Below are 17,617 nucleotides of genomic sequence, written 5' to 3' on the forward strand. Positions count from 1 at the left end.
AGGCATGGCGCAGACGCTCTACGACAAACTCTGGAACAGCCACGTCGTCCACCAGGAAGCGGACGGCACGGCAATTCTCTACATCGACCGCCACCTGGTGCACGAAGTCACCAGCCCCCAGGCCTTCGAGGGCCTCAAGCTGGCCGGCCGCAAGCCCTGGCGGATTTCCTCCATCGTCGCCACGGCGGACCACAACACCCCCACCGAAGGCTGGGACCCGGCCCGGGGCACGGCCACCATTGCCGACCCGATCTCGCGCCAGCAGGTGGAAACCCTGGACGCCAACATCAAGAGCGTCGGCGCCCTGGCCTACTTCCCCTTCATGCACGAGCGCCAAGGCATCGTGCATGTCATCGGCCCGGAAAATGGCGCCACCCTGCCCGGCATGACCGTGGTCTGCGGTGACTCCCACACCTCTACCCATGGGGCCTTCGCCGCCCTGTCCTTCGGCATCGGCACCTCCGAGGTGGAGCACGTGCTCGCCACCCAGACCCTGCTGATGAAGAAGTCCAAGGCGATGCTGGTCAAGGTCGAGGGCACCCTCGGCGCCGGCGTCACCGCCAAGGACATCGTGCTCGCCATCATCGGCAAGATCGGCACCGCCGGCGGCACCGGCTACGCCATCGAATTCGCCGGCTCGGCGATCCGCGGCCTGACCATGGAAGGGCGCATGACCGTGTGCAACATGGCCATCGAGGCCGGTGCCCGCGCCGGCATGGTGGCCGCCGACGAGACCACCTGCGCCTACCTCAAGGACCGCATGTTGTCGCCCAAGGGTGCCGAGTGGGATGCCGCCGTGGCTTACTGGAAGACCCTGCACAGCGACGAAGGCGCCCAGTTCGACCGGGTGGTGGAGTTGCGCGCCGAGGACATCCAGCCCCAGGTGACCTGGGGTACCTCGCCGGAAATGGTGGTGGGGGTCAATGGCCGGGTGCCCGACCCCGCCGCCGAGACCGATCCGACCCGCCGTGCCGGCATGGAACGGGCCCTCCAGTACATGGGCCTAGCCGCCAATACCCCGATCAGCGAGATCCCGGTGGATGTGGTGTTCATCGGTTCCTGCACCAATTCCCGCATCGAGGACCTGCGGGCTGCCGCGTCCGTGGCCAAGGGCCGCCAGAAGGCCGCTTCGGTCAAACGCGTGCTGGTGGTGCCGGGGTCCGGTCTGGTCAAGCACCAGGCCGAGGCCGAAGGGCTGGACAAGGTTTTTCTCGCCGCCGGCTTCGAGTGGCGCGAACCGGGCTGTTCCATGTGCCTGGCGATGAATGCCGACAAGCTGGAGCCACAGGAACGCTGCGCCTCCACCTCGAACCGCAACTTCGAGGGCCGCCAGGGACCCAACAGCCGCACCCACCTGGTGAGCCCGGCCATGGCCGCTGCTGCCGCCGTGACCGGCCATTTCACCGACGTTCGCCAATTCAGCTGAGCGGGAGCACGCACATGCAGGCATTCACCCTTCTCGACGGTCTCGTCGCCCCCCTCGACCGGTCCAATGTGGACACCGACGCGATCATTCCCAAGCAGTTCCTGAAGTCGATCAGGCGTTCCGGCTTCGGCCCCAACTGTTTCGACGAGTGGCGCTACCTGGATCATGGCGAACCTGGCGTGGATTGCGCCACCCGCCCTAAGAATCCGGACTTCGTGCTCAACCAGCCGCGCTATGCCGGTGCCGAAATCCTGCTGGTGCGGGCCAACTTCGGTTGCGGTTCGAGCCGCGAGCACGCCCCCTGGGCGTTGCTCGACATGGGGTACAAGGCGATCCTGGGCGAGTCTTTCGCCGACATTTTCTTCAACAACTGCTTCAAGAACGGCATCCTGCCGATCGTACTGCCCAAGGCCGAGCTGGACGAGCTGTTCGCCCAGGTGGACGCCGCGCCGGGCTACAAGCTGGTGATCGACCTGGCCGCCCAGACCGTGACCCGGCCCGACGGCAAGGCGATTGCCTTCCAGATCGACCCGTTCCGCAAGGAATGCCTGCTCAACGGCTGGGACGACATCGGCCTGACCCTGCGCCACGCCGACAAGATCCAGGCTTTCGAAGCCAAACGCCGCGCCGAACAGCCCTGGTTGTTCGCCTGATTCACGGGCCCTGTGCGGCCTGTCTGTGGAAATTCCGAAGCCCCGCCCTCCCGGCGGGGCTTCGGCTTGACTAGAGAAACGACATGACGAAGAAAATCTGCGTACTGCCGGGTGACGGCATCGGTCCGGAAATCACCGCCGAAGCGGTCAAGGTGTTGCAAGCCCTCAATCTGGGCCTGGAAATGGAAGAGGGCCTGCTCGGCGGCTGCGCCGTGGACGCCACCGGCAACCCCTATCCGGAGGCCACGCAAAAACTGGCTCAGGAAGCGGACGCAGTGCTGCTCGGCGCCGTCGGCGGCCCCAAGTGGGACAACCTGCCCCGGGAACAGCGCCCCGAGCGCGGTCTGCTCGGCATCCGCAAACAGCTGGGCCTGTTCGCCAACCTGCGCCCGGCCATCCTCTATCCGGAACTGGCCAACGCCTCGACCCTCAAGCCCGAAGTGGTGGCCGGCCTGGATATCCTGATCGTCCGCGAACTGACCGGCGACATCTACTTCGGCCAGCCCCGTGGCATCGAAGTGCGCGACGTGGACGGCCAGCAGCAGCGCTTTGGCTTCAACACCATGCACTACACCGAGTCGGAAATCCGCCGTATCGGCCGGGTTGCCTTCGAGGCCGCGCGTAAGCGCAACAAGAAGTTGTGCTCGGTGGACAAGATGAACGTGCTGGAAACCACCCAGCTGTGGCGCGACGTGATGAACGAGCTGGCGCCCGAATATCCGGACGTGGAATTGACCCACATGTTGGTGGACAACGCCGCCATGCAGCTGGTCAAGGCCCCCAAGCAGTTCGACGTGATGGTCACCGGCAACATGTTCGGCGACATCCTGTCCGACGAAGCCTCCATGCTCACCGGCTCCATCGGCATGCTGCCCTCGGCCTCCCTGGACGCCAACAACAAGGGCCTCTACGAGCCGTCCCACGGTTCCGCCCCGGACATCGCCGGCAAGGGCGTGGCCAACCCCCTGGCCACCATCCTCTCCGCCGCCATGATGCTGCGCTACACCTTCAACCTCGAAGAGGCTGCGCTGACGGTGGAGAACGCGGTGAAGCGCGTGTTGGCGCAGGGCTACCGCACCGGCGATATCTACGAAACCGGTACGAAACGCGTTGGTACCCGGGAAATGGGCGACGCGGTGCTGGCCGCGCTCTAAGGGCGAACAACGCGGGCACGCGCGCGCTGTGCGCGCGAGTGCCCGCTAACGTGCTAATGTTTGGTTTGTTACGGTCGTAATCCGGTTACAGGTTTTTTCGTTATCAAGGTTGGCATCATGAAAAAGGTTGGTCTGGTTGGTTGGCGGGGGATGGTCGGTTCCGTCCTCATGCAACGCATGCAGGAAGAAAACGACTTCGCGCTCATCGAGCCCGTGTATTTCTCTACCTCGGCGGCGGGCGGCAAGGCCCCGGTCTTTGGTGGCAAGGAAGCGGGCACCCTGAAGGATGCGAATTCCATCGACGAACTGAAGAAGATGGATATCGTCATCACCTGCCAGGGCGGCGACTACACCAAGGAAGTCTTTCCCAAGCTGCGTGCTGCCGGCTGGAACGGCCACTGGATCGATGCGGCCTCTTCGCTGCGCATGGCCGACGACGCGGTGATCGTGCTCGACCCGGTCAACCTGGACGTGATCAAGAACGCCCTGGCCAAGGGCGGCAAGAACTGGATCGGCGGCAACTGCACCGTGTCGCTGATGCTGATGGGCCTGGGCGGCCTGTTCAAGGCCGACCTGGTGGAGTGGGTGTCCGCCATGACCTACCAGGCCGCCTCCGGCGCCGGCGCCCAGAACATGCGCGAGTTGCTCGCCCAGATGGGTGCCCTGCACGACGCGGTCAAGGGCGACCTGGCCGATCCGGCCTCCGCCATCCTCGACATCGATCGTAAGGTGGCCGAGACCATGCGCTCGTCCGCTTTCCCGACCAAGAACTTCCGCAACACCCCGCTCGCCGGCAGCCTGATCCCCTGGATCGACGTGCCCGTCGATAACGGCCAGTCCAAGGAGGAATGGAAGGGCGGCGCCGAGTGCAACAAGATCCTCGGCAAGCCGGCTTTCCGCTCCGCCGGCAGCATTCCCATCGACGGCCTGTGCGTGCGCATCGGCGCCATGCGCTGCCACTCCCAGGGCCTTACCATCAAGCTGAAGAAGGACGTGCCTCTGGACGAGGTGAGCGAGATCATCGGTACCGCCAACGACTGGGTGAAAGTGGTGCCCAACGAGCGCGAGATCACCGAGCGCGAGCTGACTCCCACCGCCGTCACCGGCACCCTGACCGTTCCCGTCGGCCGCCTGCACAAGCTGGCCATGGGTCCGGACTACCTGGGCGCCTTCACCGTCGGCGACCAGCTGTTGTGGGGCGCCGCCGAGCCGCTGCGCCGCATGCTGCGCATCCTGCTCGACGCCTGACCGGAGGGGCGGGCGGAGTAATCGCCCGCTCTTTCAACGCTTAGCAAAAAGCCGGGAAAACAAAGGGTTGTTGTTCCCCGGCTTTTTTGTTTGCGTATCTGTGGTACCCGGCATACGAACATGCCGAAGATATATTGTCACAAAGAGGTTTAGCTTGATTGGCTAACTTCATGATGTTATTTTAAATATTCCAATTTCGACGCTCAGGGGTGGCGCCGTGAAAAAAGAACGTCATATGACCTTTCCTCTTCGCACCGGCCTGCGTGCTGGTGTCGTGGCAGTTTCTCTGGCCATTTCCCTGGGCATGGCCCCCCTGGCAGCTGAAGCGGCCGGGCTTGGCAAGCTCAAGGTTTACTCGGCCCTCGGCCAGCCCCTGCGGGCGGAAATCGAACTCAACGCCACCAAGGACGAGCTGTCCGGCATGGCAGCTCGCCTGGCGTCCCAAGAGACCTTCAAGCAGGCCGGGATCGATTACGCCACGACCCTGCTGGGCATCCGCTTCGCCATCGACAAGAAGGACGCTTCCCGGCCCGTGATCCGACTGAGTTCGGATCGGCCGATCAACGACCCCTTCGTGGACATGCTGCTCGAGATCGACTGGCCAGCCGGGCGCCTGGTACGCGAATACACCTTCCTCCTCGATCCGCCGGAAATTTCCAGCAAGGCGGCCCAGGTTGCTCCGGTGGAAGCCAAGACCTTGCCTGGAGTGGCAGCGGCCGAAGGCCCCGTGGTGGCCAAGGAACCGCGCAGCATCAAGGCCGCTCCCCGAGTACGCGAACGCGCCGAGCCGGTGCCTGCGCCCAAGTCCGGCGAGCCGGCCGACACCCATCTGGTCAAGAAGGGCGAGACCCTGCGCCAGATCGCCGCAGCCGAGCAGGTGGAAGGCGTCACCCTAGAGCAGATGCTGGTGGGGCTGTATCGCGCCAACCGCGACGCCTTCGACGGCAACAACATGAACCGGTTGCGCGCCGGCCGCATCCTGGCTGTGCCGGACAAGGATGCCCTGGCGGCGGTCAGCCCGAGCGAAGCCAAGAAAATTGTCGTCGCCCAGTCCGCCGACTGGAATGCCTATCGCCGCCGCCTGGCCGGCCTCGCCGCTGAAAGTCCGGCTCGCGAGGAAAGCGGCCGGCAAGCTGCGTCGGGCAAGGTTTCTGCCCGGGTGGACGATAAGGCCGCTCCCGTCAGCGAGGCCAAAGACCAGGTCCGCGTCTCCCGTACCGAAACGGCCAAGGGGGGCAAAGGGGGCAAGGCGGGTGCTGGCGTGCAGGAAGAGGATCTGATCGCCAAGGAAAAGGCGCTCAAGGACGCCAATGAGCGCGTCGCCCTGCTGGAAAAGAATGTCAACGACCTGCAGAAGGCCCTGGAGCTGAAGAGCCAGAATCTGGCCGATCTGCAGAAGCAGGCTGCGGGCAAGTCCCCGGCCGTCGCTCCGGCTGCTCCGACGCCGGTCAAGCCTGCCGAAGCGGTACCGGCCACCGCCGCGGCGCCGACCCCGGCGGCCCAGCCGTCCGAAGCGCCTGCCGCTGCCCCGAGTGTAGAAACGCCCAAGGTCGAGGAAAAACCGGCAGAGCAGCCTGAGCAGGCGAAGCCGGAAGAGGCCGCCAAGCCGCCGGCACCGCCTGTCGAGCCGAAGCCGGCCGCCAAGCCTGCTCCAGTGGCTCCGCCTCCTGTGGAAGAGCCGAGCCTGGTGGACGATCTGCTCGACAATCCGACCCTGCTCGCAGGCGGAGGTGGGGTGATCGCCCTGCTGCTCGGCCTGGTGGCTTACCGGCGGCGCAAGGCGGCGCAGGTCTCGTCCCATTCCGACACCATGCCGATGACCACCAGCATGCCCAGCCAGCCGAGCCTGGGGGCAAACTCGGTGTTCAAGAGTACCGGTGGCCAGAGCGTCGATACTTCCAATACCCCGGTGACCGATTTCAGCCAGGCAGGTCCGGGCACCATCGACACCGACGAAGTGGATCCGGTAGCCGAGGCCGATGTTTACATGGCCTACGGTCGCGATGCCCAGGCCGAGGAAATCCTCATCGAGGCCCTGCAGAAGGACCCGAAGCGCACTGCCATCCACCTCAAGCTGCTCGAGATCTATTCCAACCGCAAGAGCGTGAAGCAGTTTGAAACCCTGGCCTCCGAGCTCTACGCCATTACCGGCGGCGCCGGCAGCGATTGGGAGAAGGCGGCCGCCCTGGGGGCCACGCTGGATCCGGGCAACCCGCTGTTCGCCACCCGGGGCGCTGCGGCCGCACCGGCTGCCGACCGCGGTGAATCGGCACGCAGCCCAGCCCTGCCAGGCGCCATGGCGGAAGTGGCGGCAGCAGCAACTGCCGCTACCGCTGCGGTGACCCTGGCCGAGCCGTCCACAGCTTCCGCGGCTGAAGCGCCCAAGCCTGCTGCCGATGAAGGCTTGGCCGACCTGCTGGCCTCCCATGGCGTCGAGCCTCTGGCTCTCGATTTCGATCTGGGCAACGCCCTGGACTCGGCTCCTGCGCCTGCTGCCACGGGGGGGCTGGAGGGTCTAGACGTGCCGGCTGAGCCTTTGCCGGAACTGTCCCTGCCGGAAATGGGCCTGGGCAGCATGGCAGAAGCGCCTGTCCTGGAAATGCCCAAGTCCGATCTGGAACGGACCATGACTCAGCCGGAAGCGGCGCCCATGGACTTCTCTCTGGATGAGGCCTTACAAGGTGAAACAGAGAGCATCGATCTGGATCTGCCGGTCGTTTCGGACGAGGCCTCGGCAGAGCATTCCCTGGATTTCGAGCTGGATCTTGGTCCGGCCGACACGGCGGCGGCTCCGGCGGATGCGCCGCTTGAGGAACTGGTGGTTCCTCCCGCCGCTGAGCCGGCGGTGGCGCCGAAACCGGCGACAGGCGAAGAGGGCGGTGACAGCGGCTTGGAATTCGATGTCCAGCTGACCGAGTCCACCGTGCTGGGCGATGCCCTTCAGGCCCGCTCGTTCGATCTTTCTTCGATCAGCCTGGATCTGGACCAGCCGGTGCGCAGCGATGCGACGCCCGAAGAAACCGTGATCATGGCTCCGGCTGAGACCCCGATCGATTTCGGTGCTGAAGGCGCCGATGCGCCCCTCGACCTGCCGCCCGAGCCGGCGGCCAATGATGAAGCGCGTTGGCAGGAAGTGGCCACCAAGCTTGATCTGGCCAAGGCCTACGAAGAAATGGGCGACGTGGAAGGGGCGCGGGAACTGCTCCAGGAAGTGCTGGCCGAAGGCAATGCCGCCCAGCAGGAGCAGGCCACGGCCATCATCGCGCGCATGGGGGGCTGAGCCGCCTTCCTGCCGCACGCTACTCGCCGCCAATCCCGGGCGCTACAATGCGCCCAACCCGAAGCGTCGCCGACCCCCTGGGGCCTGCGACGCTTCGTTTTTGCCAACCCGGACTACCCGCCTGCACCTTGTGAGCCGGGCTGTGCCGAGGCGTAATCCGGCCCTGTTCGCCGTTTTTCCTCCTCACCTTGCTTCCTCACACAGTGCTCCTCTTCCGCCACCCAGCCCTTCGCTTGGCGACCTGTATCGTCCTGCTGCTAGCGATCCAGTTGGCCTGGGGACCCTGGCTGGTCCTGCTGGTGGTGCCGCTGGCCCTGTGGGGTGGTGCGGCAGCGGATTTTCGCCGGCTGCTGCGGCGCACTCGCTGGCTGCTGCTGTCGCTCTTTGCCGTATTTGCCCTGGGTACGCCGGGGAGTGTCTGGTGGTCGCCGTTAGGGATGTGGGTGACTCGGGAGGGAATGGGTCTGGCGCTGGAACATAGCGCCCGGCTGGTCGCGGTGCTGGCGGTTGTGGCTGGGCTGCTGGCCAGCACGGCGCCTCAGGCGTTGGCGGCAGGGTTGCTGACCCTGTTGTCCCCCTTGGGGAGGCTTGGCCTGCCGGTCAACCGGGCGGTGGCCCGGCTGGTGCTGGTGTTGCAAGCGATCGATAGCGTGCCCCGCCGGGCCGGGCAGAGCGAGCTTGCGGGCACCTGGCGGTTCAGTCTGGCATCGCTGGTGGGGATGCTCCCAAGTGACGGAGCCGGAGAAGCGGGCCGGGCCGAGGTGCTGGTCATTCCTCAGCGTCCGATGGCCGTGGGCGAGCGTTGGGGACTGGCCGTGCTGGGGCTGGTGGCCATGGTGCTGGCGATAAGTTTGATCGGAGAGGCTGCGTGAGGATAGTGCTGGGGCTGGAGTACGACGGCCGGGGATTTTCGGGCTGGCAAACCCAGCCGGCGGGGACCGGACTGCAGGATGCCCTGGAGGCGGCCTTGTCGCGCATCGCCGGTCATGCCGTGGCGACGATCTGTGCCGGGCGCACCGATGCCGGCGTCCATGCCACGCACCAGGTGGTGCATTTCGACACTGCCGTGCAACGTCCTGATTCGGCCTGGGTGCGCGGGGTCAATACCTACCTGCCGCCGACCGTGGCGGTGCGTTGGGCGACCCCCGTAACCGACGATTTCCATGCCCGCTTTTCCGCTACCGGGCGGCGCTATCGCTATTTGCTGCTCAACCGGGCACAGCGTCCGGGGCTGGCCCGGGGGCGGGCCGGCTGGTTCCACCATCCGCTCGATGTGGCGGCCATGGCCGAGGCGGCGACCGTGCTGCTGGGTAGCCATGATTTTTCCGCCTTTCGCGCTGCCGAATGCCAGGCTAATTCGCCGGTGCGTACCATCACCCGGGCCGAGGTGCGCCGTCACGGCGAGTGGCTGGTGTTCGATTTTGCCGCCAATGCCTTTTTGCACCACATGATCCGCAATCTGGTGGGCAGTCTGGTCTATATCGGCAAAGGGGCCCATCCGCCGGCCTGGATGGGGGAGTTGCTGGCGGCCCGCAATCGGACTCTGGCCGCCCCAACCTTCTCACCCGATGGCCTGTACCTGGCCGGGGTCGATTACCCCGCTGAATTCGCCCTGCCCGCCGCGCCCGAAGCGGGCGAGGCATTTCCCTGGATCACCCCATGACTCGCTCCTTTTCTGCCGTAACGCCGCGTATCAAGATCTGTGGCCTGACTCGGGAGGCCGACGTCGATGCCGCCGTTGCCGCCGGTGCGGATGCCCTGGGTTTCGTCTTCTACGCCAAGAGCCCCCGGGCGGTGACGGCCGCCCGGGCCGCCGAATTGGTGCGCCGGGTGCCGCCTTTCGTTACGGTGGTCGGATTGTTCGTCAATCCAGCGCCGGACGAGGTGGAAGGGGTGCTCGACCATGTTCCGCTCAACCTGCTCCAGTTTCACGGCGACGAGGGTGAAGCCGACTGCCGCCGCTACCGCCGTCCCTACCTCAAGGCGGCGCGGATGAAGGCTGGAGTCGATCTGCTAAAATACGCGGCTGACTTTCCTTCGGCCCGCGGCCTGCTGCTCGATACCTTCGTCGACGGCTACGGTGGCAGCGGGCAGACCTTCGACTGGTCCCTGATTCCGGCGCCGGCCGAACGGGACTTTTCCATCGTGTTGTCCGGTGGGTTGGATGCCGGCAACGTGGCCGAAGCCATTCGGGCGATCCGGCCGGCTGCGGTGGATGTGTCGTCCGGCGTGGAGCTTCACGTCGATGGCAAGGCAGTCAAGGGCATCAAGGATCCGCAGCGGATCCAGGAATTTATCGCCGCGGTGCGCGGAGCCTGAAGAGGCTGTGTCAGCGTGCTTGCGGCAAGGAGTTGGGCATTTCTCATGAGGACGTCGATGCGTAAGACCCCCGGGGGGCAAAGCCGCCGCGCTTGGCGTTGCTTCCTGGCCAACCACACCTGACCGGAGCGGCTTCAGGCCTTGGCCTGAACACCGTTTGCCCGGCCGGGCGCCTGCGTGTGCGGCCCGCCGGTTCTGCTCCCCCGTCCTTGTCAGGAGAACACCATGACTGCTCCGAACGTGAATCCCGCTACCACCGATTTTTCCAATTACGACTTGCCTGACGCCCGCGGCCATTTCGGTCCTTACGGCGGCGTGTTCGTCTCCGAAACCCTGATCGCCGCCCTGGAAGAGCTCAAGGAAGCCTACGCCGAGGCCCAGCGCGATCCGGAATTCCGCGCCGAGTTTGAGTACGAGCTCAAACACTACGTCGGTCGGCCCAGCCCGATCTACCACGCCCGCCACTGGTCCGAGAAGTTGGGTGGCGCCCAGATCTACTTCAAGCGCGAAGACCTCAACCATACCGGCGCCCACAAGGTGAACAACTGCATCGGTCAGGCCCTGCTCGCCCGGCGCATGGGCAAGCCCCGGGTGATCGCCGAAACCGGCGCGGGGCAGCACGGCGTGGCCACCGCCACCGTGGCCGCCCGCTACGGCATGGAGTGCGTGGTGTACATGGGCTCCGAGGACGTCAAGCGCCAGGCCGCCAACGTCTATCGCATGAAGCTGCTGGGCGCCACCGTGGTCCCCGTGGAGTCCGGTTCCAAGACCCTCAAGGACGCCCTCAACGAGGCCATGCGCGACTGGGTGACCAACGTCGGCAATACCTTCTACATCATCGGCACCGTGGCCGGCCCTCACCCCTACCCGATGCTGGTGCGCGACTTCCAGTCGGTGATCGGCACCGAGGCCATCGGCCAGATGCAGGAGCAGGTGGGCCGCCAGCCCGATTACGTGATCGCCTGCGTCGGCGGCGGCTCCAACGCCATGGGTATCTTCCACCCCTACATCCCGGTCAAGGGCGTTGAGCTGATCGGCGTCGAGGCGGCGGGGGAGGGCATGGACACCGACCGCCACGCCGCCAGCCTGCAAAAGGGCCGTCCCGGCGTGCTGCACGGCAACCGCACCTATCTGCTCCAGGATGCCAACGGCCAGATCATCGAGACCCACTCGGTCTCCGCCGGCCTCGACTACCCGGGCGTCGGCCCCGAGCACGCCTGGCTCAAGGATTCCGGCCGGGCCAGCTACGTCGGCATCAGCGACCACGAGGCCCTGCAGGCCTTCCATGACTGCTGCCGGCTCGAAGGCATCATCCCCGCCCTGGAGTCGTCCCATGCCCTGGCCTACGCCGCCAAGCTGGCGCCGACCCTGCCCAAGGACAAGGTGCTGCTGGTGAACCTGTCCGGCCGGGGCGACAAGGACATGCATACCGTGGCCGAAAAATCCGGCATCCAGTTCTGACCGAATGCCGAGGAGGGTTTGACCATGTCCCGTATCGCTACCGTTTTTTCCCAGCTCCAGGCCGCCGGCAAGAAGGCCCTGATCCCCTTCGTCACCGCCGGCGATCCCGATCCTGCGCAAACCCTGCCGGTGCTCAACGCCCTGGTGGAGGCTGGCGCCGACGTGATCGAGCTGGGGGTGCCGTTCTCCGACCCGATGGCCGACGGCCCCACCATCCAGCGCGCTTCCGAGCGGGCCCTGGCCAAGGGCATGACCCTGGCCAAGGTGTTCGAGATGGTGCGCGCCTTCCGGGCCGGCAACGCCACCACGCCCATCGTCCTGATGGGCTACGCCAACCCGATCGAGGCCATGGGCCTGGAGGCTTTTGCCCAGGCCGCCGCTGCCGCCGGCGTCGACGGCGTGCTGGTGGTGGATTACCCGCCCGAGGAGTCCGCCGAGTTCGCCGCCGCCATGCGGGCGGTGGATATCGATCCCATCTTCCTGCTCGCCCCCACCTCCACCGATGCGCGCATCGCCCAGGTGGCCGAGGTGGCCAGCGGTTACGTCTATTACGTCTCGATCAAGGGCGTGACCGGCTCCGCCACCCTCAATCTGGCCGAAGTGGCCGCCCGCATCCCCCTGATCCGCCAACGCACCGGCCTGCCGGTGGGCGTGGGCTTCGGCATCCGCGATGCCGAGACCGCCCGGGGCATTGCCGCCATCGCCGACGCGGTAGTGGTGGGCAGCCGCCTGATCGAGGAGATGGAGCGCCATCCCGCCGCTCAGGCGGCCGAGGCGGTGCGCGCCGTGGCCACCGACATCCGCCGCGGCATCGACGCGGCCTGACCCTTTCAACGAATTCCCTTTGCTGGAGACCCCGAGTCCATGTCCTGGCTGAACAAGCTCCTGCCGCCCAAGATCAAGCGTGAAGGCGGCCCGCGCAAGAACTCGCCCCTGCCCGAAGGCCTGTGGCGCAAGTGCCCCTCCTGCGAGGCGGTGCTCTACGCCACCGACCTGGAGAGCAATCTTCACGTCTGCCCCAAGTGCGGCCACCACAACCGCATCAACTCGCGCCAGCGTCTCGACCTGCTGCTCGACACCGAGGGACGCTTCGAGATCGGCGCCGAGGTGCTGCCGGTGGATAGCCTCAAGTTCAAGGACAGCAAGCGCTATCCGGACCGCTTGGCGGATGCCATGGAAGACACCGGCGAGACCGACTCCCTGGTGGTCATGCAAGGCGCCATCAAGACCCTACCCGTGGTGGTCGCCTGCTTCGAATTCGACTTCATGGGCGGCTCCATGGGCTCGGTCCTGGGCGAGCGCTTCGTGCGCGGCGTCAAGGCGGCCATCGAGCAGCAGGTGCCTTTCATCTGCATCACTGCCTCCGGCGGCGCGCGCATGCAGGAAGGCCTGTTCTCCCTGATGCAGATGGCCAAGACCACCGCGGCCCTGACCAAGTTGTCGGATGCCCAGCTGCCCTTCGTCTCGATCCTCACCGACCCGACCATGGGCGGCGTGTCCGCTTCCTTCGCCTTCGTCGGCGACGTGGTGATCGCCGAGCCGAAGGCCCTGATCGGCTTCGCCGGTCCCCGGGTGATCGAGCAGACGGTGCGCGAGAAGCTGCCCGAAGGCTTCCAGCGCTCCGAGTTCTTGCTGGAGAAGGGCGCCATCGACCTGATCGTGGACCGTCGCGAAATGCGCGACAAACTGGCCCAGCTCATCTCCATGCTGCAAAAGCTGCCTGCGGCGGCTTGAGCGCGTCCCTCCTTCTGGCTTCACCCGCCGGGCCGTTGCCGGTCCGGCGGCGAGAAATGGCAATGTCCGACCGTTCCCTCTCCGCCTGGCTCACCCACCTCGAATCCCTCCATCCCCGCGGCATCGCCGGCATCGAACTGGGGCTGGAGCGAGTCGCCCGGGTCAAAGCCGCTCTCGGCCAGCATGAAACCGTGCCGGTCATCACCGTCGCCGGCACCAACGGCAAGGGCTCGGTGTGCGCCTATCTCGCCACCATCCTCGATCGGGCCGGCTACAAGGTGGGCTGCTACACCTCGCCTCACCTGGTGGCCTACAACGAGCGGGTCACCCTCAATGGCGTGCCCGTCGACGACGCGGCCCTGTGCCGCGCCTTCGCCCGGGTCGAGGCGGCTCGCGGTGGCGAGGCCCTGACCTATTTCGAGTTCGGCACCCTGGCGGCATGGGAAGTGTTCGCCGAGGCCGGGGTGGACGTGGTGGTCCTGGAAGTCGGCCTGGGTGGCCGGCTCGACGCGGTCAACGTCTATGAACCGGACGTGGCGGTGGTCACCGGCATCGCCCTGGATCACCAGGATTTCCTCGGCCCGGATCGGGAGGCCATCGGCCGCGAAAAAGCCGGCATCTACCGGGCCGGCAAGCCCGCCCTGTGCGCCGATCCCAAGCCCCCCCAGTCCCTGCTCGACGCGGCGGCCAGTGTGGGCGCCGACCTACGCCTGCTCGGCCGTGATTTCGGCTTCGAGCGCAGCGCCGAGGACCGGCAGCAATGGCGCTTCTGGTGCCGCAGCGGCGCCGAGGTGCTGCGCCGTTCCCTGGCCTATCCGGGCCTGCGCGGCGCTACCCAGTTGCGCAATGCCTGTGTTGCCCTGGCCGCCCTGGATACCCTCAAACTACGCCTGCCGGTGGCCATGGGGGCGATCCGCCGCGGCCTGATGGAAACCGAACTGGCCGGCCGCTTCCAGGTGCTGCCCGGCCGTCCCGCCGTGGTTCTGGACGTGGCCCACAACCCGGATGCGGCCAAGGTGCTGGCCGACAACCTGGGGGGCATGGGCTTCTTCGACCGTACCTACGCGGTGCTGGGTATGCTCGGCGACAAGGACATTGCCGGCACCCTGGCCCCCCTCAAGGGCAAGGTCGATTATTGGTTGCTGGCCGATCTGGCGGTGCCCCGTGGTGCCACGGCGGCAACCCTGGCCGAGGCAATCGAGCGCCACGGCCTGGGCGGTACGGTGGAAACCTTCGCCACCCCGTCGGATGCCTTTGCCGCCGCCGCGAAGCGGGCAGGGGAGAGTGATAGAATTGTCACCTTTGGATCGTTCTACACCGTGGCCGACGTGCTGGCCCGGGTGCGACCGGCCCGCCAGGCGCACTGATCCTATCCGTCCGCCGCTTTCCCCCTTCTTTCACTTGCTCTGGATTCCCTTCCGCCTACCGGCATGACCGACAACGACGCGCAACTCCTCCTCAAGAAGCGCGCCCGCCGCCGCCTCGTGGGTGCCGTGGCGTTTGCCTCCCTGGCCGCCGTGATCCTGCCGATGGTTATGGACGAAGCGCCACCGCCGCCGGCCACCGACGTGCAGATCGTCATCCCCGAACGGGACATGCCGAGCAAGCCGTCGACTGCTCCCAAAGTGCCGGAGTCCGTCGCCGAGCCGGTTCCCGCCACGCCGGCTCCGGCCAGCGCGCCCGCCCCGGCCCCGCTGCCGGCGGTGTCCGTTGCGCCGCCGCCGGTGGCCGCCGTGATTCCGGCGGAACGCCCGGCCGCGCCGCCGGTCGAACCCAAGCCCGTGGATACCAAGCCTGCCAAGGCGGCTGAAAAGCCCGCCGAAAAGCCCGCGGCCAAGCCTGCCGAGAAGCCGGTGGAAAAACCCGCAGCCAAGACCGCCGAGAAACCGCTGGAAAAGGCCGCGGAAAAATCCGCCGACAAGCTCAAGGCCGACGCCCGCAACGACGCCGATGCCCGCCGGGCCGCCGACCTGCTCTCGGGCAAGTCCGCTGCCAAGGCCGAACCGGCCGGTGGGGGGGGCGCCTACGTGATCCTCATCGGCGCCTACGCCAACCCGGCCAACGTCAAACAGCTGCGCGCCAAGTTGGACGAAGTCGGGGTGAAAACCTATACCGAAAACCTGGAGTCGCCCCAGGGCGCCAAGACCCGGGTGCGGGCCGGCCCCTTCGCCAACAAGGACGCAGCCGACAAGGCCCTGGACAAGATGAAGCGCATCGGCGTTTCCGGTGTGGTGGCCCCCAAGCCGTGATGCATTGCGATGATTCGCTGCGCATGACTTCCGGCGGGCTGGTGCTGTGACTTACTTCGACTACGCTGTTATCGCCATCCTGCTCTGCTCGGTCCTGCTTGGTGCCTGGCGGGGCGTGGTCGGCGAAGTGATCGCTTTAGTTGCCTGGGTGCTGGCCTTCTTCGCCGCCCGGGCCTTCGGCGATGAGGTGGGGGCGACCTTCCTGGCCAAGGTCATCGCCGATCCGTTCTGGCGTACCGTGGCCGGTTGGGTGCTCGTCTTTTTCGCCGTGCTGGCCCTGATGGCCTTGGCACGGCTGGCGGCCCAGGGGCTGCTGAAAGCCCTCGGGCTGGGATTTACCGATCGGGCGCTGGGGGTGCTGTTCGGCCTGCTGCGCGGCGCCCTGATCGTCTTCGTACTGGTGCTGCTGGGCGGGATGACGTCCCTGCCGAAGCAGTCCTGGTGGGCCAACGCCCAGTTTGCAGCTCCCTTCGAGACGGCGGTGCTGGCTTCGCGCCCGTGGCTACCGTCCGAAGTCTCGAAACGAATTCGCTTCAAGTAAGGTGCTTTATGTGCGGGATCATCGGCGTAGTCGCCACCTCTCCGGTTAACCAGCTGCTCTACGACGGCCTGATGGTGCTCCAGCACCGCGGCCAGGACGCAGCGGGTATCGCCACGGCGGAAGGCAATACCTTCCACATGCACAAGGGCCCGGGCCTGGTGCGCGACGTGTTCCGCACCCGCAACATGCGGGCGCTGCCCGGCAACTGGGGCATCGGCCACTGTCGCTACCCCACCGCCGGTTCAGCCTGGAACTACGCCGAGGCTCAGCCATTCTACGTGAACTCGCCCTTCGGCATCATGCTGGCGCACAACGGCAACCTGACCAATGCCCCCATGCTCAAGGAGCAGATGTTCGTCCAGGATCGCCGCCACGTGAACACCAACTCGGACTCCGAGGTGCTGCTCAACGTGCTGGCCCACGAACTGGCCGCCGCCGCGCCGGGCATCCGCCTCGATGCCGCTGCCGTGTTCAAGGCAGTCGAAGGCGTGCATCGCCGCGTCAAGGGCGCCTACGCCGTGGTGGCGATGATCGCCGGCGTTGGCCTGGTGGCCTTCCGCGACCCCTACGGCATCCGCCCCCTGGTGCTCGGCCGCAACGAGAGCGAGGGCGGCACCGAATGGATGGTGGCGTCCGAATCCGTGGCCATGGATACCCAGGGCTTCGAAGTGGTGGGCGACGTGGCCCCGGGCGAAGCGGTGTTCATCGACCTGGAGCGCAACCTGTCCCGCGCCCCCTGCAGCCTGCAGGTGACCCCGGCCCCCTGCATTTTTGAGTACGTCTATCTGGCCCGCCCGGATTCGGTACTGGACGGCATCTCGGTCTATGAGACCCGCCTCAACATGGGCGAGAAGCTGGCCGCCAAGGTGCGCCAGACGATCGACCCGGCCGAGATCGACGTGGTCATCCCCATTCCCGATTCTTCCCGCCCCTCGGCCATGCAACTGGCCGAAGCCCTGGGCATTCCCTACCGGGAAGGCTTCGTCAAGAACCGCTACATCGGCCGCACCTTCATCATGCCCGGCCAGGCCACGCGCAAAAAGTCGGTGCGCCAGAAGCTCAACACCGTGGCCCAGGAATTCAAGGGCAAGCGGGTGATGCTGGTGGACGACTCGATCGTGCGCGGCACCACCTCCCGCGAGATCGTCGAGATGGCCCGGGCCGCCGGCGCCCTCAAGGTGTACTTCGCCTCGGCCTCGCCCCCGGTGCGCTTCCCCAACGTCTACGGCATCGACATGCCGACCCGGGGCGAGCTGATCGCCACCGGCCGTACCGACGCCGAGATCGCCCAGGTGATCGGCGCCGACGCCCTGGTCTACCAGGACCTGGAAGCGATGAAGGAGTCGGTCACCCAGTGCAATCCGGCCATCACCCGCTTTGATGCGTCCTGCTTCGACGGCATCTACGTCACCGGCGACATCGACGCCGCCTACCTGGACGGAGTCGAGCAGAACCGGGGCAAGCACGACAGCAAAAAGACCAGCGAGGACGATTCCAACGAGTCCCAGCAGGTCGAACTGACCGTGGTCGCCACCGCCTCGGACCTCTGATC

General features: G+C 66.5%; 15 protein-coding genes. All 15 read left to right on the forward strand.

Translation table 11 applies throughout. The features are described from left to right. The first annotated feature begins 4 nt into the window (after positions 1–4). The 15 genes from leuC to purF all read left to right on the forward strand — a co-directional run bounded on the left by leuC (position 5) and on the right by purF (position 17,615). Entirely contained in the window at positions 5–1,426 is a 1,422-nt protein-coding gene (gene leuC, locus OTERR_RS05225) for a 3-isopropylmalate dehydratase large subunit (protein WP_149425065.1), read from the forward strand. 14 nt (positions 1,427–1,440) lie between these two features. Then, the gene (leuD, locus tag OTERR_RS05230) at positions 1,441–2,079 is read left to right on the forward strand and encodes a 3-isopropylmalate dehydratase small subunit (RefSeq protein WP_054622352.1); all 639 of its coding nucleotides are present in this window, start codon (positions 1,441–1,443) and stop codon (positions 2,077–2,079) included. 83 nt (positions 2,080–2,162) lie between these two features. Then, positions 2,163–3,233, forward strand: coding sequence for a 3-isopropylmalate dehydrogenase (gene leuB, locus OTERR_RS05235; protein ID WP_149425066.1), 1,071 nt, complete (start codon positions 2,163–2,165; stop codon positions 3,231–3,233). A 117-nt stretch (positions 3,234–3,350) separates the two neighbouring features. Next, positions 3,351–4,481 carry an aspartate-semialdehyde dehydrogenase gene (gene asd / locus OTERR_RS05240; RefSeq protein WP_054622354.1) on the forward strand — a complete coding sequence of 377 codons (1,131 nt, stop codon included), beginning with the start codon at positions 3,351–3,353 and terminating at the stop codon, positions 4,479–4,481. Positions 4,482–4,716: 235 nt separating this feature from the next. Further along, entirely contained in the window at positions 4,717–7,761 is a 3,045-nt protein-coding gene (locus OTERR_RS16545) for a motility hub landmark protein FimV (RefSeq protein WP_281290350.1), read from the forward strand. Between the two features lie 188 nt (positions 7,762–7,949). After that, complete coding sequence (locus tag OTERR_RS05250) at positions 7,950–8,633, forward strand: CbiQ family ECF transporter T component (RefSeq protein WP_187775312.1); 684 nt, start codon at positions 7,950–7,952, stop codon at positions 8,631–8,633. After that, positions 8,630–9,424, forward strand: coding sequence for a tRNA pseudouridine(38-40) synthase TruA (gene truA, locus OTERR_RS05255; protein ID WP_149425068.1), 795 nt, complete (start codon positions 8,630–8,632; stop codon positions 9,422–9,424). Before OTERR_RS05250 ends, truA begins: the two co-directional genes overlap by 4 nt. Next, positions 9,421–10,080 carry a phosphoribosylanthranilate isomerase gene (locus OTERR_RS05260; protein WP_149425069.1) on the forward strand — a complete coding sequence of 220 codons (660 nt, stop codon included), beginning with the start codon at positions 9,421–9,423 and terminating at the stop codon, positions 10,078–10,080. Before truA ends, OTERR_RS05260 begins: the two co-directional genes overlap by 4 nt. A gap of 225 nt (positions 10,081–10,305) precedes the next feature. Continuing rightward, complete coding sequence (gene trpB / locus OTERR_RS05265) at positions 10,306–11,541, forward strand: tryptophan synthase subunit beta (protein WP_149425070.1); 1,236 nt, start codon at positions 10,306–10,308, stop codon at positions 11,539–11,541. Between the two features lie 24 nt (positions 11,542–11,565). Next, the gene (trpA, locus tag OTERR_RS05270) at positions 11,566–12,366 is read left to right on the forward strand and encodes a tryptophan synthase subunit alpha (protein WP_054622360.1); all 801 of its coding nucleotides are present in this window, start codon (positions 11,566–11,568) and stop codon (positions 12,364–12,366) included. Positions 12,367–12,405: 39 nt separating this feature from the next. After that, positions 12,406–13,275 carry an acetyl-CoA carboxylase, carboxyltransferase subunit beta gene (gene accD / locus OTERR_RS05275; protein ID WP_054622361.1) on the forward strand — a complete coding sequence of 290 codons (870 nt, stop codon included), beginning with the start codon at positions 12,406–12,408 and terminating at the stop codon, positions 13,273–13,275. Between the two features lie 56 nt (positions 13,276–13,331). Beyond that, positions 13,332–14,642, forward strand: a complete 1,311-nt coding sequence (gene folC, locus OTERR_RS05280) for a bifunctional tetrahydrofolate synthase/dihydrofolate synthase (protein WP_149425071.1) — start codon at positions 13,332–13,334, stop codon at positions 14,640–14,642. 63 nt (positions 14,643–14,705) lie between these two features. Next, complete coding sequence (locus OTERR_RS16550) at positions 14,706–15,524, forward strand: SPOR domain-containing protein (RefSeq protein ID WP_149425072.1); 819 nt, start codon at positions 14,706–14,708, stop codon at positions 15,522–15,524. Between the two features lie 46 nt (positions 15,525–15,570). Further along, on the forward strand, positions 15,571–16,065 hold the full coding sequence (locus OTERR_RS05290; RefSeq protein WP_054622364.1) for a CvpA family protein: 495 nt from the start codon (positions 15,571–15,573) through the stop codon (positions 16,063–16,065). A gap of 8 nt (positions 16,066–16,073) precedes the next feature. Next, entirely contained in the window at positions 16,074–17,615 is a 1,542-nt protein-coding gene (purF, locus tag OTERR_RS05295) for an amidophosphoribosyltransferase (RefSeq protein WP_054622365.1), read from the forward strand. Positions 17,616–17,617: the final 2 nt, after the last annotated feature.

Source organism: Oryzomicrobium terrae (assembly GCF_008274805.1).
GTDB classification, from domain to species: Bacteria; Pseudomonadota; Gammaproteobacteria; order Burkholderiales; family Rhodocyclaceae; genus Oryzomicrobium; species Oryzomicrobium terrae.

Coding starts and splice junctions, on each gene's coding strand:
- leuC (WP_149425065.1), top strand. CDS start 5: ATGGCGCAGACGCTCTACGACAAACTCTGGAACAGCCACGTCGTCCAC.
- leuD (WP_054622352.1), top strand. CDS start 1,441: ATGCAGGCATTCACCCTTCTCGACGGTCTCGTCGCCCCCCTCGACCGG.
- leuB (WP_149425066.1), top strand. CDS start 2,163: ATGACGAAGAAAATCTGCGTACTGCCGGGTGACGGCATCGGTCCGGAA.
- asd (WP_054622354.1), top strand. CDS start 3,351: ATGAAAAAGGTTGGTCTGGTTGGTTGGCGGGGGATGGTCGGTTCCGTC.
- OTERR_RS16545 (WP_281290350.1), top strand. CDS start 4,717: ATGACCTTTCCTCTTCGCACCGGCCTGCGTGCTGGTGTCGTGGCAGTT.
- OTERR_RS05260 (WP_149425069.1), top strand. CDS start 9,421: ATGACTCGCTCCTTTTCTGCCGTAACGCCGCGTATCAAGATCTGTGGC.
- trpB (WP_149425070.1), top strand. CDS start 10,306: ATGACTGCTCCGAACGTGAATCCCGCTACCACCGATTTTTCCAATTAC.
- trpA (WP_054622360.1), top strand. CDS start 11,566: ATGTCCCGTATCGCTACCGTTTTTTCCCAGCTCCAGGCCGCCGGCAAG.
- accD (WP_054622361.1), top strand. CDS start 12,406: ATGTCCTGGCTGAACAAGCTCCTGCCGCCCAAGATCAAGCGTGAAGGC.
- folC (WP_149425071.1), top strand. CDS start 13,332: ATGGCAATGTCCGACCGTTCCCTCTCCGCCTGGCTCACCCACCTCGAA.
- OTERR_RS16550 (WP_149425072.1), top strand. CDS start 14,706: ATGACCGACAACGACGCGCAACTCCTCCTCAAGAAGCGCGCCCGCCGC.
- purF (WP_054622365.1), top strand. CDS start 16,074: ATGTGCGGGATCATCGGCGTAGTCGCCACCTCTCCGGTTAACCAGCTG.